The 14720-nt window shown below is 64.0% G+C and carries 11 protein-coding genes and 1 riboswitch; of the genes, 10 read left to right on the top strand and 1 reads right to left on the bottom strand.

Going from position 1 to position 14720, the window contains the following annotated elements; all coding sequences use genetic code 11:
- Positions 1 to 145: 145 nt before the first annotated feature.
- Positions 146 to 1078: a sugar ABC transporter substrate-binding protein gene (locus LDO15_RS22830; protein WP_223987784.1), complete on the bottom strand. Its 933-nt coding sequence runs from the start codon at positions 1076 to 1078 to the stop codon at positions 146 to 148.
- A 501-nt stretch (positions 1079 to 1579) separates the two neighbouring features.
- A riboswitch (glycine riboswitch) is annotated at positions 1580 to 1678 on the top strand.
- 148 nt (positions 1679 to 1826) lie between these two features.
- On the opposite strand from LDO15_RS22830, the gene gcvP reads away from it, so the two are divergent.
- The 10 genes from gcvP to LDO15_RS22880 all read left to right on the top strand — a co-directional run bounded on the left by gcvP (position 1827) and on the right by LDO15_RS22880 (position 14580).
- The gene (gcvP, locus tag LDO15_RS22835) at positions 1827 to 4757 is read left to right on the top strand and encodes an aminomethyl-transferring glycine dehydrogenase (protein WP_223987788.1); all 2931 of its coding nucleotides are present in this window, start codon (positions 1827 to 1829) and stop codon (positions 4755 to 4757) included.
- A gap of 12 nt (positions 4758 to 4769) precedes the next feature.
- Positions 4770 to 5903 carry a glycine cleavage system aminomethyltransferase GcvT gene (gcvT, locus tag LDO15_RS22840; protein WP_223987790.1) on the top strand — a complete coding sequence of 378 codons (1134 nt, stop codon included), beginning with the start codon at positions 4770 to 4772 and terminating at the stop codon, positions 5901 to 5903.
- 77 nt (positions 5904 to 5980) lie between these two features.
- Entirely contained in the window at positions 5981 to 6364 is a 384-nt protein-coding gene (gene gcvH / locus LDO15_RS22845; RefSeq protein ID WP_223987792.1) for a glycine cleavage system protein GcvH, read from the top strand.
- Between the two features lie 38 nt (positions 6365 to 6402).
- Positions 6403 to 7674, top strand: a complete 1272-nt coding sequence (glyA, locus tag LDO15_RS22850) for a serine hydroxymethyltransferase (RefSeq protein WP_223988160.1) — start codon at positions 6403 to 6405, stop codon at positions 7672 to 7674.
- A 137-nt stretch (positions 7675 to 7811) separates the two neighbouring features.
- A complete protein-coding gene (locus LDO15_RS22855) occupies positions 7812 to 9209 on the top strand; it encodes an L-serine ammonia-lyase (RefSeq protein WP_223987793.1) in 1398 nt (465 codons plus the stop codon).
- A 254-nt stretch (positions 9210 to 9463) separates the two neighbouring features.
- Positions 9464 to 10477, top strand: a complete 1014-nt coding sequence (gene lipA / locus LDO15_RS22860) for a lipoyl synthase (RefSeq protein ID WP_223987795.1) — start codon at positions 9464 to 9466, stop codon at positions 10475 to 10477.
- A 20-nt stretch (positions 10478 to 10497) separates the two neighbouring features.
- The gene (locus LDO15_RS22865; protein WP_223987797.1) at positions 10498 to 11319 is read left to right on the top strand and encodes a methylenetetrahydrofolate reductase; all 822 of its coding nucleotides are present in this window, start codon (positions 10498 to 10500) and stop codon (positions 11317 to 11319) included.
- Positions 11306 to 12214, top strand: coding sequence for a pyridoxal 5'-phosphate synthase lyase subunit PdxS (gene pdxS / locus LDO15_RS22870; RefSeq protein WP_223987799.1), 909 nt, complete (start codon positions 11306 to 11308; stop codon positions 12212 to 12214). Before LDO15_RS22865 ends, pdxS begins: the two co-directional genes overlap by 14 nt.
- A 304-nt stretch (positions 12215 to 12518) precedes the next feature.
- Entirely contained in the window at positions 12519 to 12782 is a 264-nt protein-coding gene (locus tag LDO15_RS22875; RefSeq protein WP_223987802.1) for a hypothetical protein, read from the top strand.
- A gap of 298 nt (positions 12783 to 13080) precedes the next feature.
- The gene (locus LDO15_RS22880) at positions 13081 to 14580 is read left to right on the top strand and encodes a nucleobase:cation symporter-2 family protein (protein ID WP_223987805.1); all 1500 of its coding nucleotides are present in this window, start codon (positions 13081 to 13083) and stop codon (positions 14578 to 14580) included.
- Positions 14581 to 14720: the final 140 nt, after the last annotated feature.

Raw genomic sequence — 14720 nt, forward strand, 5'->3', positions numbered from 1 at the left:
CTTGCGTGGTCGGGCAGTCGTAAAGTCGAAGTGCTGCATCCGGGTCTGTCATAACTAAATGCGTAATCAGCTCCCCGAGGATTCCCAAACAACCTAATATCCCTAACTAGCAACCTCTTGTTATGGCTGCTTAGGACTTCGGTAACTAGGGGATGCGCACTACATTGGCAAAGTATTCCTCGTAGCACACCGGCTGCTTTGCGGTCCATTCATCGATGTTTTCCTTTGTGACGATGACGTCGGCAACGGGAACCTGAACGGCTTCCAGTTCTTTCACGCCATTCTCGAGGTAGTTTCGAAGAACCTCGACGCCCGTAAGGCCGTGCCAGGCCGGGGAGTAGTAGCGCGATGCGGTGATGCCGCCGTTCTTGACCCAGGGGATCATTTCCTCGGTGCAGTCGCTGGTAATCGTGACGATGTCGGTCCGGCCAGTCTTCTTCAGGTACTGGGCAATACCGATGGCCATTTCTGCGGCGTAATCGATGATGACCTTTGCATTGGGGTGTTCCCGCAAGAGACCCTCTACGGCCGCAGCGGACTTGAAGCGGTCGTATCGGCCTTCAGCGGCGCCAACGATCTTCCATTTGCCGCCGCCGAACTTCTCAAATGATTCTTCGAGGGTCTTGGTGTATTCCTCCGAGAAGCCCTGTCCCAGGACGCTGGGTACGAGGAGGACTTCACAGGGATCGGTGTTTTCGGTTACCCACTCGGCGATGTCCGGAACGCGGTCATCCTGGCGAACGGACCCAACAATGTAGGGGTCCAGCGGACCGGGGCCGAAACGGAGCAGGCTAACGACGGGAATTCCAGCTTTTGCGGCGAGTTCGGCGCCACGAGCTGCAGACTCCAGCTGATGCGGCATGATGACGATTCCATCGACGCCCATTTCGATCAGCTCTTCGAAGTTCGCCAGTTCGCGGCCGCTGTCGAACCCGGACTGCCGGCCGACGTAGGAGTACCCGGTCCCTTCGAGTCCTTTCTGCACACCACTCGACAAGTATCGAGTATAGATATTGAACCCATTGGTCATTGAGGCAATGGTTTTTCCTGCACCAACAAGAGTGGACTTGTCACTCATACTGATCTCCTTGATTGTTATTTCTCAGTCGTAGCGGACCACCCGTAGCGACCTTACTGGCATGTGCTAGAGACAAGCAGGCTGAATGTAGAGTACAAACTCGTTATAACCTAGCCCCCTGCCGGACACTGACTGGTGTCGCAGGAAAAGCCTGCTTAGATAATATCTATTAGCATTTTTGGAATCGGACAAACTTGATCCTAAATGCTTTTGATTCCACATACTTCCCTTTTATCTTCAGCACATATCCGCATCGTGCGAAGCTGCGGGATAACTGAACTGGATGCCGCAAGCTCCAATTAGATTCCTCCACCGGATGCGTTGCGATAAGTTCTAGCAACGAAATCTTGGGTTCCACAACCCCCAGTTGCATTTTCTGCACAAGCCCTAAGTTGCATTTTTTACAACACCCTCACGGTTGCATTTTTTGCATCCTCACCTCCCGCTCCTATCCGAGGTCGGTTATTGTGTGAGACATATCACCGACAAGTGATACAGCTGTTGATCGCGGCGGGAGAGCCCTGCAAGTAGATACAAGCAGGCGCCGTAGGAGCAAATCCTCCCCAGGAATCTCTCAGGCCCCCGTACCGCCGCGGTGAGGCAACTCTGGAAAGCAGCCCGGAACCTCAGGGCTCACCCACGGTGCAAGCAAAGCCATGCGAAAGCATGGCTGCGCGGAAACTCTCAGGTCCAATACAGAGCGGGGAGGAACCCGAATCAATGTGGCGTACCCTGCGCCGCCTGAGTTATGGAGTTCCTTGTGACTGTTACCCCAGCCTCCACGTCCTTCGTTGACCGGCACATCGGTGCCCGTCGCCAGTCTGACGTCGACGCCATGCTGAAGGCTGTCGGCTACGACACCGTCGACGCCCTGGTGCACACCGCCGTTCCGAAAGACATCCGCCAGGACTCCGATCTCGCTCTCGGCGCGGCCCTGAGCGAAGTGGAAGTCCTCGCCGAGCTGCGCAAGCTGGCCGGCAAGAACAAGACGGCCGTGCAGATGATCGGTCAGGGCTATTACGACACCGTGACCCCGCCGGTGATCCGCCGCAACATCCTCGAGGCCCCGGCCTGGTACACCGCGTACACGCCCTACCAGCCGGAAATCTCCCAGGGCCGGCTCGAGGCGCTGCTGAACTTCCAGACCATGGTCCAGGACCTCGTCGGCCTGCCGATCGCCAACGCCTCGCTGCTGGACGAAGCCACGGCTGTCGCCGAGGCCGTGCTGATGATGCGCCGCGCCAACAAGAACAAGGAAGCGCATGACGGAAAGACCGTCCTCGACGCCGACTGCCTCCCGCAGACCATCGCGATCGTCAAGGGTCGCGCCGAAGCCCTCGGCTTCGAGGTCGAGGTCGCCGACCTCTCCAAGGGCCTGCCCGACGGCGTGATCAACGGCGTCGTCCTGCAGCAGCCGGGCGTCTCCGGCCGCGTGTTCGACCACACCGCCGTGATCGCCGAAGCCAAGGAACGCGGCGCGCTCGTCACCGTCGCGGCGGATCTGCTGTCCCTGACCCTCATCACGCCCCCCGGCGAGCAAGGCGCGGACATCGCCGTCGGCTCCGCCCAGCGCTTCGGCGTGCCGCTGTTCTTCGGCGGCCCGCACGCCGCGTACATGGCCGTCCAGAAGGGCCTCGAGCGCTCCATGCCCGGCCGCCTCGTGGGTGTCTCCAAGGACAACGCCGGCGTCCCGGCCTACCGCCTGGCCCTGCAGACCCGCGAGCAGCACATCCGCCGCGAGAAGGCCACCTCCAACATCTGCACCGCCCAGGCGCTGCTGGCGATCGTGGCTTCCTTCTACGCCGTCTACCACGGCCCCGACGGGCTGAAGGCCATCGCCCAGACCGTCCACGGCCACGCCAAGACCATCGCCGCCTCGCTCAAGGCCGCCGGCCTGGACGTGCAGCACACCTCCTTCTTCGACACCGTGGCCGTTCGAATTCCGGGTAAGGCGACTCAGGTTGTTGCCGCCGCTGCCGCCAAGGGCATCAACCTCCGGCGGGTTGACTCCGACGTTGTAGGGCTTTCCGTTGATGAGCGGACGACCCGCGGAGTCCTTGAGTCCGTGATGGCCGCCTTTGCGATAGTCGCCGCCCACGGAGCCTGCCTTGTTGACGACGAAAGTAGCGCTTTGGATGGCTTCGTCCTGGATGCCGCCGTCGAGCGGACCTCGGACTACCTGCAGCACCCGGTGTTCAACACCCACCGTTCCGAGACCCAGCTTCTGCGTTACATCCGCCGGCTCTCGGACCGCGACCTCGCGCTGGACCGCACCATGATCCCGCTGGGTTCGTGCACCATGAAGCTGAACGCCACGGCCGAGATGGAAGCGATCTCCTGGCCGGAGTTTGCCTCCATCCACCCCTTCGCCCCGGACTCCCAGACCGCGGGCTGGCGCGAACTGATCGAGGACCTCGAGGCCCAGCTGACCGAGATCACCGGCTACGACCAGGTCTCCATCCAGCCCAACGCCGGATCCCAGGGCGAGCTGGCGGGCCTGCTGGCGATCCGCGGCTACCACCGTTCCCGCGGCGACGATCAGCGCAACATCTGCCTGATCCCGGCCTCGGCGCACGGCACCAACGCGGCCTCGGCCGTGCTGGCCGGCATGAAGGTCGTTGTCGTGGCCACTGCCTCCGACGGCACGATCGACCACGCCGACCTCACCGCCAAGATTGAGGCCAACAAGGACGTCCTGTCCGCGATCATGATCACCTACCCGTCCACGCACGGGGTGTACGACGCCGACGTCCGCGAGGTCTGCGACGCGATCCACGCCGCCGGCGGCCAGGTCTACATCGACGGCGCCAACCTCAACGCGCTCGTCGGGCTGGCCCAGCCGGGCATGTTCGGCGGCGACGTCTCGCACCTGAACCTGCACAAGACCTTCTGCATCCCGCACGGCGGCGGCGGCCCCGGCGTCGGCCCGGTCGCGGCCAAGGCACACCTGGCCCCGTTCATGCCGGGCAACGCCGCTGATCCCGCCAACGGCGAAAGCGGAACCCCAATCTCCGCCTCCCGGTACGGCTCCGCCGGCGTGCTGCCGATCTCCTGGGCCTACGTGAAACTCATGGGCGGCCAGGGACTCACCGAGGCCACCAAGTCGGCACTGCTCGCGGCGAACTACATCGCGGCCCGCCTGAATGATTCCTTCCCGGTGCTCTACACCGGCGAAGGCGGTCTCGTGGCCCACGAGTGCATCCTGGACCTGCGCGAACTCACGGCCAAGACCGGTGTGACCGCCGAGGACGTGGCCAAGCGCCTGATCGACTACGGCTTCCATGCCCCCACCCTGGCGTTCCCGGTGGCCGGCACCCTGATGGTGGAGCCCACCGAGTCCGAGGACCTCGGCGAGATCGACCGGTTCATCACGGCCATGATCACCATCCGGGCCGAGATCGACCAGGTGGCCCACGGCGAGTTCACCGTGGAGCACAGCCCGCTGCGCAACGCCCCGCACACCGCCGCCGCCGTGATCAGCACCGACTGGACCCGCGAGTACCCGCGCGAGCAGGCGGTCTTCCCGGTCCACACGCTCAAGCAGGACAAGTACTTCCCGCCGGTCGGCCGGATCGACGGCGCCGCGGGCGACCGCCACCTGATCTGCTCCTGCCCTTCCCTCGAATCCTTCGAAGAAGACACAGCAGTCCACTCCGACGACTCCGCCTCTGACAACTAGGGACAGCCAACGATGACTGAGAATTACACGGCACTTTACGAAGAGCACAAGAAGCTCGGCGCCTCCTTCACGGACTTCGGCGGCTGGCAGATGCCGCTCAAGTACAGCTCCGAACTCGCCGAGCACCACGCCGTCCGCAACTCCGCGGGCTTGTTCGACCTCTCCCACATGGGCGAAGTCTGGGTCACCGGCCCGGACGCCGCAGCCTTCCTCGACTACGCCCTGGTCGGCAAGATCTCCGCCATGGCGATCGGCAAGGCCAAGTACTCGCTGATCTGCAACGAGGACGGCGGCATCATCGACGACCTCATCACCTACCGCCGCGGCGAGCAGAAGTTCCTCGTCGTGCCCAACGCGGGCAACGCCAAGGTGGTCGCAGCTGCAATGGCTGAGCGCGCTGCAGGCTTTGAGGTCACCGTCCAGGACGCCTCCGCCGACACCTCGCTGATCGCCGTCCAGGGCCCCAAGGCGGAGGCCATCCTGCTCCGCCTGGTCCCGGCCGCGCAGCACGAGCTCGTCACCGGCCTGAAGTACTATGCCGCCGTGGAGGTCCCCTTCATGGTCGGCGGCACCAGCCAGGACCTCCTGCTGGCCCGCACCGGCTACACCGGCGAAGACGGCTTCGAGATCTTCGTGGACAACCACGACGCCGCTGCCCTCTGGCAGGCGCTCATCGCCGTCGCCGGGGACGGCGAGCTGACCCCCGCCGGGCTCGCCTCCCGCGACTCCCTGCGGCTCGAAGCCGGCATGCCGCTGTACGGCAACGAACTCTCCCTCGAAGGCAACCCGTTCGCCGCCGGCCTGGGCCCGGTTGTCTCGCTCGCCAAGGAAAGCAACTTTGTGGGCAAGGAGGCGCTGACGGCGATCAAGGCCGTCGGCGTCGGATCGTCCATCGGCCTAAAACTAGTGGGACTCAAGGGCACGGGCCGCCGGGCAGCGCGAGCCCATTACTCCGTCCTCAAGAACGGATCGCTCATCGGCGAGGTGACCTCGGGTCAGCCGAGCCCGACGCTCGGTTACCCGGTCGCCCTGGCCTACGTCGACGTCGAGCACTCAGAACCGGGCACGATCGTCGACGTCGACCTGCGCGGCAAGACCGAGCCCTTCGAAGTGGTCGCGCTGCCGTTCTACAAGCGCCAAAAGTAGGTCCCGTCGGGTCGCCTTTGGCCCGTCGGTCCTGGGACAAACAAGCTTTACGAACTGGAAGAAAAGAAGGAATTGAGATGAGCAAAGTAGTTGCTGAACTGAAATACTCGGCCGAGCACGAGTGGGTTGCCTCTGATGGGGCCGGGCCTGTAGGAATCGGCATTTCCGCCGTCGCGGCGGACGCCCTCGGCGACATCGTGTACGTTGACCTGCCCGAGGTCGGCTCCGCGGTGACCGCGGGCGAGACCTGCGGCGAGGTCGAATCGACCAAGTCCGTCTCGGACCTGTACGCCCCGGTCACGGGCGAGGTCACGGAGGTCAACGCCGCCGTCGTCGAGGACCCCGCGCTGATCAACAGCGATCCGTACGGTGCCGGCTGGCTCTTCAAGGTCGCCGTGACCGAAGCGGGCCCACTGCTGAGCGCCGCCGAGTACGCGGCCGCCAACGGCGGTGAACTGTGATCACGACAGCAGCCATTGAGCAGGTTGTCTCGCCGAGCATGGACGCGGACCTGTCCGTCCTGGACCCGGAGATCGCCGCGAAGATCGACGACGAGCTCACCCGCCAGCGCGGGGGCCTGGAGATGATTGCCTCGGAGAACCACACCGCCAGGGCCGTCATGCAGGCGCAGGGTTCGGTGCTGACGAACAAGTACGCCGAGGGCTACCCGGGCAAGCGCTACTACGGCGGCTGCGAGCACGTTGACGTGATCGAGCAGCTTGCGATCGACCGGGTCAAGGCCCTGTTCGGCGCCGAGTACGCCAACGTCCAGCCGCACTCCGGCGCCCAGGCCAACGCCTCCGTGATGCACGCCCTGATCCGTCCGGGCGACACCATCATGGGCCTGAACCTGGCGCACGGCGGGCACCTGACCCACGGCATGAAGATCAACTTCTCCGGCCGGCTCTACAACGTCATCCCGTACCAGGTCCGCGAGGATGACCACCGGATCGACATGGCCGAGGTCGAGGCCCTGGCCCGGGAGCACAAGCCGCAGCTGATCGTTGCCGGCTGGTCCGCGTACGCCCGCCAGCTCGACTTCGCCGAGTTCCGCCGGATTGCCGACTCCGTGGGCGCCTACCTCATGGTGGACATGGCCCACTTCGCCGGCCTCGTGGCGGCCGGGCTGCACCCGAGCCCGGTCCCGCACGCCCATGTCACGACGTCCACCACGCACAAGACCCTTGCCGGTCCGCGCGGCGGCATCATCCTCACCAACGACGCCGACATCGCGAAGAAGATCAACTCCGCGGTGTTCCCCGGACAGCAGGGCGGCCCGTTGGAGCACGTGATCGCCGGCAAGGCCGTGGCCTTCAAGATCGCCGCGTCCCCGGAGTTCAAGGAGCGCCAGGAACGTGTCCTGGCCGGTGCACGGATCCTCGCCGACCGTCTGGTCCAGCCGGACGTCACCGCCAAGGGGATCAACGTGATCTCCGGCGGCACCGACGTGCACCTGGTCCTCGTGGACCTGCGCAGCTGCGAGCTCAACGGGCAGGAAGCCGAGGACCGCCTCGCGGCCATCGACATCACCGTCAACCGCAACGCCGTCCCGTTCGACCCGCGCCCGCCGATGGTCACCTCCGGCCTGCGGATCGGCACCCCGGCGCTGGCCACCCGCGGCTTCGGCGAAGCGGCCTTCACCGAGGTCGCCGACATCATCGCCGAGGCCCTGACCGCCGACGCCGGTGCGGACCTGTCCGGTCTGCGTACCCGGGTGGAGGCCCTCGCCGCCGCCCACCCGCTCTACCCCTCCGTAACCGAACTCGCATAGCGAGACGTTGTGACCCACGACGCCGGGCTGCCGCCACAAGCCGCCGCCCGGCGTCGAACACCTACAGTGCTGCCTCACGATCGTCCGGCAGACCATCTGCCGAACCACCACAAACAATACCTAGTTAGGAACCGACAATGGCTGTTGGAGTCTTTGACCTCTTTTCCATCGGCATAGGGCCATCCAGCTCCCACACGGTGGGCCCCATGCGGGCCGCCGCCGTGTTTGCCGAAGAGCTCAAAACGTCCGGAGTCCTTGACCGCGTGGCGTCGTTGCGGGTGGACCTCTATGGTTCGCTTGCCGCGACCGGCCACGGCCACGGCACGATGACCGCCATCCTGCTCGGGCTCGAAGGCTTCCATCCCGAGCAGATCCTGCCCGAGGAGGTCGAGGGCCGGCTCGCCACGATCGAGGAGACCGGCACCCTGCAACTGGCCGGAGCTGTTCCCCTGCCGTACGGGGTGAAGGACATGGTCCTGCGGCCGCTCACCATCCTGCCCCGGCACACCAACGGGATGACGTTCACCGTCTCGGACGCCGACGGCGAGGTCCTGCACAGCGCCACGTTCTTCTCCGTGGGCGGCGGCTTCATCGTCCGCGAGGGCGAGGAAGAGGCGGCCCTGAAGGAACTCGACGAATCGAAGAAAGAGCTTCCCCTGCCGTTCCGCACGGCCGCTGAACTGCTGGGGCACTGCCGATCCATTGGCTTGTCCATCGGCGGGATCATGTTCGTCAACGAGCGCGCCTCACGCACCGGGGAGGAGATCCGCGAAGGGCTCCTGCACATTTACTCGGTGATGGAAGGCTGCGTCGAGGTCAGCCTCAAGCGCACCGGGCTGCTGCCCGGCGGCCTCAAGGTCCGGCGCCGTGCCCCGGACTGGCACGAGCGCCTCATGAAGGAGGACAAGGACCGGAACCCGAAGTACTGGCAGGAATGGGTCAACCTGATTGCCCTGGCCGTGAATGAGGAAAACGCCTCGGGCGGCCGTGTGGTCACCGCCCCCACCAACGGCGCCGCGGGCATCATCCCGGCCGTGCTCTACTACGCGCTGCACTTCGCCCCCGGCATGGACAAGGCAACCCAGGCCGACCGCGACGACGTCGTGGTCAAGTTCCTGCTGACCGCGGCCGCCGTCGGGGTGCTGTACAAGGAACAGGCCTCGATCTCCGGCGCAGAGGTCGGCTGTCAGGGCGAGGTGGGCTCGGCGTCGTCGATGGCCGCCGCCGGCCTGGCCGAAGTCATGGGCGGCACGCCCCAGCAGGTGGAGAACGCCGCGGAAATCGCGATGGAGCACAACCTTGGCCTGACCTGCGATCCGATCGGAGGCCTCGTCCAGATCCCCTGCATTGAACGCAACGCGATCGCAGCAGCGAAGGCCATCAACGCCGCCAAGATAGCCCTGTGGGGCGACGGCACACACCGCGTCTCCCTCGACGAAGTCATCGTGACCATGCGCGAGACCGGCAAGGACATGTCCTCCAAATACAAGGAAACCGCGATGGGCGGCCTCGCCGTGAACGTCGTGGAGTGCTGATTGATGTCGAAAGTGGTCAGTCAAGTTGAGGGCGGGACCGAAACCTCCTCGGGCGAGCTGCACCGTCGGCCGCCGAGGTCACTGGAACAACAGTTGCGGAATGAGACATGGTTGGTCACTTTAACTTTTCTCTGCCTTCTCGCAATCATCGTTGGGGCGACGTTTCTATGCAACCCACCCTGACTAACTCAAGCCTCAGGACCGGTTCTTGGACTGGCAGGAGTGTCGCTATCAACACGCAAAGGAGCTCTACTGTGACACTGGCACCAGAAGGCCGGAAGATGCTGCGCATTGAGCAGCGCAATGCGGCCACACCGGTGGAGCGTAAGCCGGAATGGATCAAGGCCAAGGTCCAGATGGGCCCCGAGTTTGTCCAGCTCAAAAACCTCGTCAAGAAGGAAGGCCTCCACACGGTGTGTGAAGAGGCCGGCTGCCCCAACATCTTCGAATGCTGGGAAGACAAGGAAGCGACCTTCCTGATCGGCGGCTCCGAATGCACCCGGCGCTGCGACTTCTGCCAGATCGACACCGGCAAGCCCTCGCCCGTGGATGTCTTCGAGCCCACCAAGGTGGCCCGCTCGGTGCAGTCCATGCAGCTGCGCTACGCCACCGTGACCGGGGTGGCCCGCGATGACCTCGCCGATGAGGGCGTCTGGCTCTACGCCGAGACGGTCCGCAAGATCCACGAGCTGAACCCGGGCACCGGCGTCGAACTGCTGATCCCGGACTTCTCCGGCAAGCCCGAGCACATCGAGGCGATCTGCGACTCCAAGCCCGAGGTCTTCGCCCATAACGTCGAAACCGTGCCGCGGATCTTCAAGCGGATCCGTCCCGCGTTCCGCTACGAGCGGTCCCTGGACGTCATCACCCAGGGCCGGAAGCTCGGCATGGTGACCAAGTCCAACCTGATCCTGGGCATGGGCGAGACCCGCGACGAGATTTCCGAGGCCCTGCGGGACCTGCACGAGGCCGGCTGCGACCTCATCACGATCACCCAGTACCTGCGCCCGTCCGAACGGCACCTGCCGGTGGACCGCTGGGTCAAGCCGCAGGAATTCGTCGACCTGCAGAACGAGGCGGACGAGATCGGCTTCCTGGGCGTCATGTCCGGGCCCCTGGTGCGGTCCTCCTACCGCGCCGGCCGGCTCTGGGCCACCGCGATGCGCAAAAAGGGCCGGGAAATCCCGGCCCAGCTCGCCCACATCGAAAGCTCCGGCAGCACCCGCCAGGAAGCCAGCTCCATCCTCGCCGCGCACGCCGGCGTCTGACACCTGCAGAGGACCAAAAGATGCTTCCCACCAGAATCGAGATCGTCCCCACCGATGACATCGTCACTCGAGTCCACAACGCCGTGCCCTTAGACACGACGCTCACAATTACCTGCCTGCCTCACCACGGAGTCCGGCGGACCATGCAGACGGCCATTCAACTTCGTCTGCTCGGATACAGCGTGGTTCCCCACCTTGCGGCGCGCAGTCTACAAGACCGTTCCGAGCTCGCCAGCATCATCAGAGACTGCGAAGTCGCCGGTATTAACGAGGTCTTCGCGGTCGGAGGCGACGCGCCGGAAGCAGCAGGTCCATACGGTTCCAGCCTTCATCTCGTGGAAGACATCGCAGAGTTTTCGGGCGGCCGGATTGGAGTTGGCATTGCAGGCTACCCTGAGGGTCACCCGGGCCTGAGCGCACTTCACCTCGTGGACTCCCTCGTGGCCAAACATCATCTGGCCACGCATCTTGTCACGCAGATGTGCTTCTCCGCTCCGAAGATCCTGGACTACGCGGCGCTGCTGCGCCGGGAAGGGGTGGAGCTGCCCGTCTGGGCAGGCGTGGCCGGCATTCTTCCGAAGGGCAAACTGGTCTCGCTCGCAACCAAGATCGGTGTCGGTACCTCCCTCAAATTCCTCAGCCGCCAGGGTCCCCTTGGCCGCCGCCTGCTAAGCGGCGGTCGGTACTCGCCCCGAGACCTCATCGCAGAGTTGAGCGAACCCCCCGTAGCTGTCGAGGGCATCCACCTCTACAGCTTCAACGATCTCGCCACCCTCGCCAGTAGCGCGGCAAGCAAGATCGCGGGAACTTTCTCTCAAGGAGCTTTGCATGAGCACAACTAAGCCAGTGACGCGCGGCCTGTCGGGCAGCAGCCGCGTCAAGCGCGGCATGGCGGAGATGCTCAAGGGCGGCGTCATCATGGACGTCGTCAACGCCGAGCAGGCCCGCATCGCCGAAGACGCCGGTGCCGTGGCCGTGATGGCGCTGGAACGTGTTCCGGCCGATATCCGTGCCCAGGGCGGCGTGTCCCGGATGTCCGATCCGGACATGATCGAGGCGATCATCGCGGCCGTGTCCGTGCCGGTCATGGCCAAGGCCCGGATCGGGCACTTCGTCGAGGCGCAGGTCCTGCAGTCTTTGGGCGTGGACTACATCGACGAGTCCGAGGTCCTGACCCCGGCCGACTACACCAACCACATCGACAAGTGGAAGTTCACGGTTCCGTTCGTCTGCGGTGCGACCAACCTGGGTGAGGCGCTGCGCCGTATCAATGAGGGTGCGGCGATGATCCGGTCCAAGGGTGAGGCCGGCACCGGGGACGTCTCCAACGCCACGACGCACATGCGCCAGATCCGCGCCGAGATCCTCAAGCTCGCCTCCCTGCCCGAGGACGAGCTCTACGTTGCGGCCAAGGAACTGCAGGCCCCGTACGAACTGGTCAAGGAGGTTGCCGCGACCGGCAAGCTCCCGGTGGTCCTGTTCACCGCCGGCGGCATCGCCACCCCGGCCGACGCCGCAATGATGATGCAGCTCGGCGCCGACGGCGTGTTCGTCGGCTCCGGCATCTTCAAGTCCGGCAACCCGGCCCAGCGTGCCGCCGCCGTCGTGAAGGCCACCACCTTCTACGACGACCCGGACGAGATCGCCAAGGCCTCCCGCGGCCTGGGCGAGGCCATGGTCGGCATCAACGTCGACGAGATCCCGCAGCCCCACCGCCTCGCAGAGCGCGGCTGGTAACCGAGTGGACGAGCAACAGCGCCTGAAAGGCGTAAAAGGGTGGCGCGGATGCGGCTGGTACTTCAGTGGATGGATGCTCCGTACCACGGGAGCAAATTGGCGTCCTTTCGCCTGCCCGAACAGGTCAACCGGGAAGGACAGAGCGCCTCCTCAAGCGGTAAAGAACAGCGCCCGAAGAGCTGGAAGTGGAATCTTCCTGCTATCGACGGCGATGCCACGCCCGTTCGTATCCATCGTCTTGAACCTCCCGCATGATTCAGAGGAGAGGCCAAAGGCGCCGCCCCCTTTGCACGAAAGTCCGTAGATGACCACCGAACAAGTTAGTCCAACAGCAATCCGCATCACCGCCCTCGACGCCGAAAGCGTCCAAGAATCAATCAATGAAGCCGTCGGACTGCTCATCCTTGCCGCCCTAGAGCGACCATCCTCCGGCATACTTCTCACCAGACATGACCATTCGACTTACACAGCCGAGTTAAGTAGCGACGTTCCCTACGGGCAAACTCTGGAAGTCAGATCCGATGGCGTTCACCTACCCGAATCACCACTTCTACGCGCGGCAGTGTGATGCACACCACGTCGATGCTGGGCTATTCTGGAAGTCAATTTTGCGAACGCGCGCCCAATTTTCCCCGTTCCGGCGCGACGACGCCTGCGCTCCGTCGCGTTGACCGGCTTCGCGGGCATTTGCTAAGCCCGCAGCAACCTCAGGTTCACCCGACCGTGTCTTGTCCACTCATCGGGCCCTGCGGGACCTCCACACGACCGTTCTCTGGACCAAAATCCACAGAAGGATCTCCCATCATCTTGTTAGCCAGACAATGTTGAGCAGACGAAGACGTCTGTCATGAATCAGAGAGTTCACCATGAACCAGAAAAGTCCCTCCAAGGCTGGTACCAAGCGGCCAAGTAACCGGCCTGAAGACGAACGGGTCTCCATCGGGAGCAGCTTCGCTTACGGCTTCCAGCACGTCCTGAGCATGTATGGCGGCATTATCGCCGTTCCCCTTATCGTCGGTCAGGCTGCCGGTCTAGCGCCTAACGACATCGGCATCCTGATCGCCGCCGCTCTCTTTGTGGGGGGCCTGGCAACGCTCCTGCAGACTATCGGCCTCCCGTTCTTTGGTTGCCAATTACCATTGGTGCAGGGAGTGTCGTTCTCCAGCGTCGCGACTATGGTCGCCATCGTGACTGGCGGCGGCGGGCTTCCGGCCGTGTTCGGTGCGGTCATCGCGTCCGCAGCCATCGGTCTCCTGATCGCGCCCGTCTTTTCGAGGATCGTCCGATTCTTCCCACCCGTGGTGACCGGCACCGTTATCACCACTATCGGCCTGACGCTCATGCCGGTGGCGGCGAACTGGGCCATGGGCGGGAACAAAAAGGCCGAGGACTACGGCAGCATGGCTAACCTCGGTCTGGCCGCCTTGACATTTGCCCTGGTCCTCGTGCTGAGTAAGGTAGGCAGGGCAACGATTTCCCGCCTGTCCATCCTCCTCGCCATGGTGATCGGAACCCTAGTCTCCGTTGTCGTCGGCATGGCGGACTTCTCGAAGGTGGGCGACGGCCCAGTCGTCGCGTTTCCCACGCCCTTCCACCTTGGCATCCCCACGTTTGAGATCGCAGCCATCATCTCCATGGTGATCGTGATGGTCGTTATCCTGACCGAAACCATGGCCGACATCCTGGCCGTCGGCGAAATCATCGGCACCAAAACAGATTCCAAGCGCATCGCAGCTGGGTTGCGCGCGGATATGGTTTCCAGCCTGGTGGCACCAATTTTCGGTTCGTTCCCCCAGAGCGCCTTCGCCCAAAATGTCGGACTCGTCGCCGTCACCAAGATGAAAAGCCGTTACGTGGTGGCAGCCGGCGGTCTCATCCTGGTTCTCCTGGGCCTGCTTCCGATACTTGGCCGAGTCGTTGCAGCCGTCCCCACCGCCGTGCTAGGCGGTGCTGGCATAGTTCTCTTCGGCACCGTCGCCGCCAGCGGAATCCGGACACTAGCTAAAGTGGAGTACCGGAACAACATGAACCTGATCATCGTGGCCGCCTCCATCGGCTTCGGCATGATCCCGATCGTCGCACCCACGTTCTACGATAAGACCCCGCCCTGGTTTGCCACCATCTTCCACTCGGGCATCAGCTCTGCCGCCATCATGGCCATCTGCCTAAACCTGCTCTTCAACCACTTCAAAGCGGGCAACTCGGAGAACCAGTCGATCACCGTGGCGGGTACCGGGCGACGGGTGGTGACCGAAGACGACCTCAAGTGCCTGGCCGACGGCGACCGGTTCGAAGGCGGCAAGCTGATCGACGCTGAGGGCACGGAAGTCCCCGTCCAGTTTGCCCAGAAGTCCCCGGAACACTAGGCGCCGGGGCGCTCCCAGACACTTGTGGCCCCCGATTCCTCAGAAGAGGGGGCCACACGTCGTTCGTGCAGGGTCAATTGCGGCCGAGTTCGGTCGCCTGCTTTGCCTCACCCGACCTCCTTAGACCGAATTGGTTTCGG

Origin of the sequence: Arthrobacter sp. NicSoilB8 (genome assembly GCF_019977355.1) — a bacterium.
GTDB lineage: Bacteria > Actinomycetota > Actinomycetes > Actinomycetales > Micrococcaceae > Arthrobacter.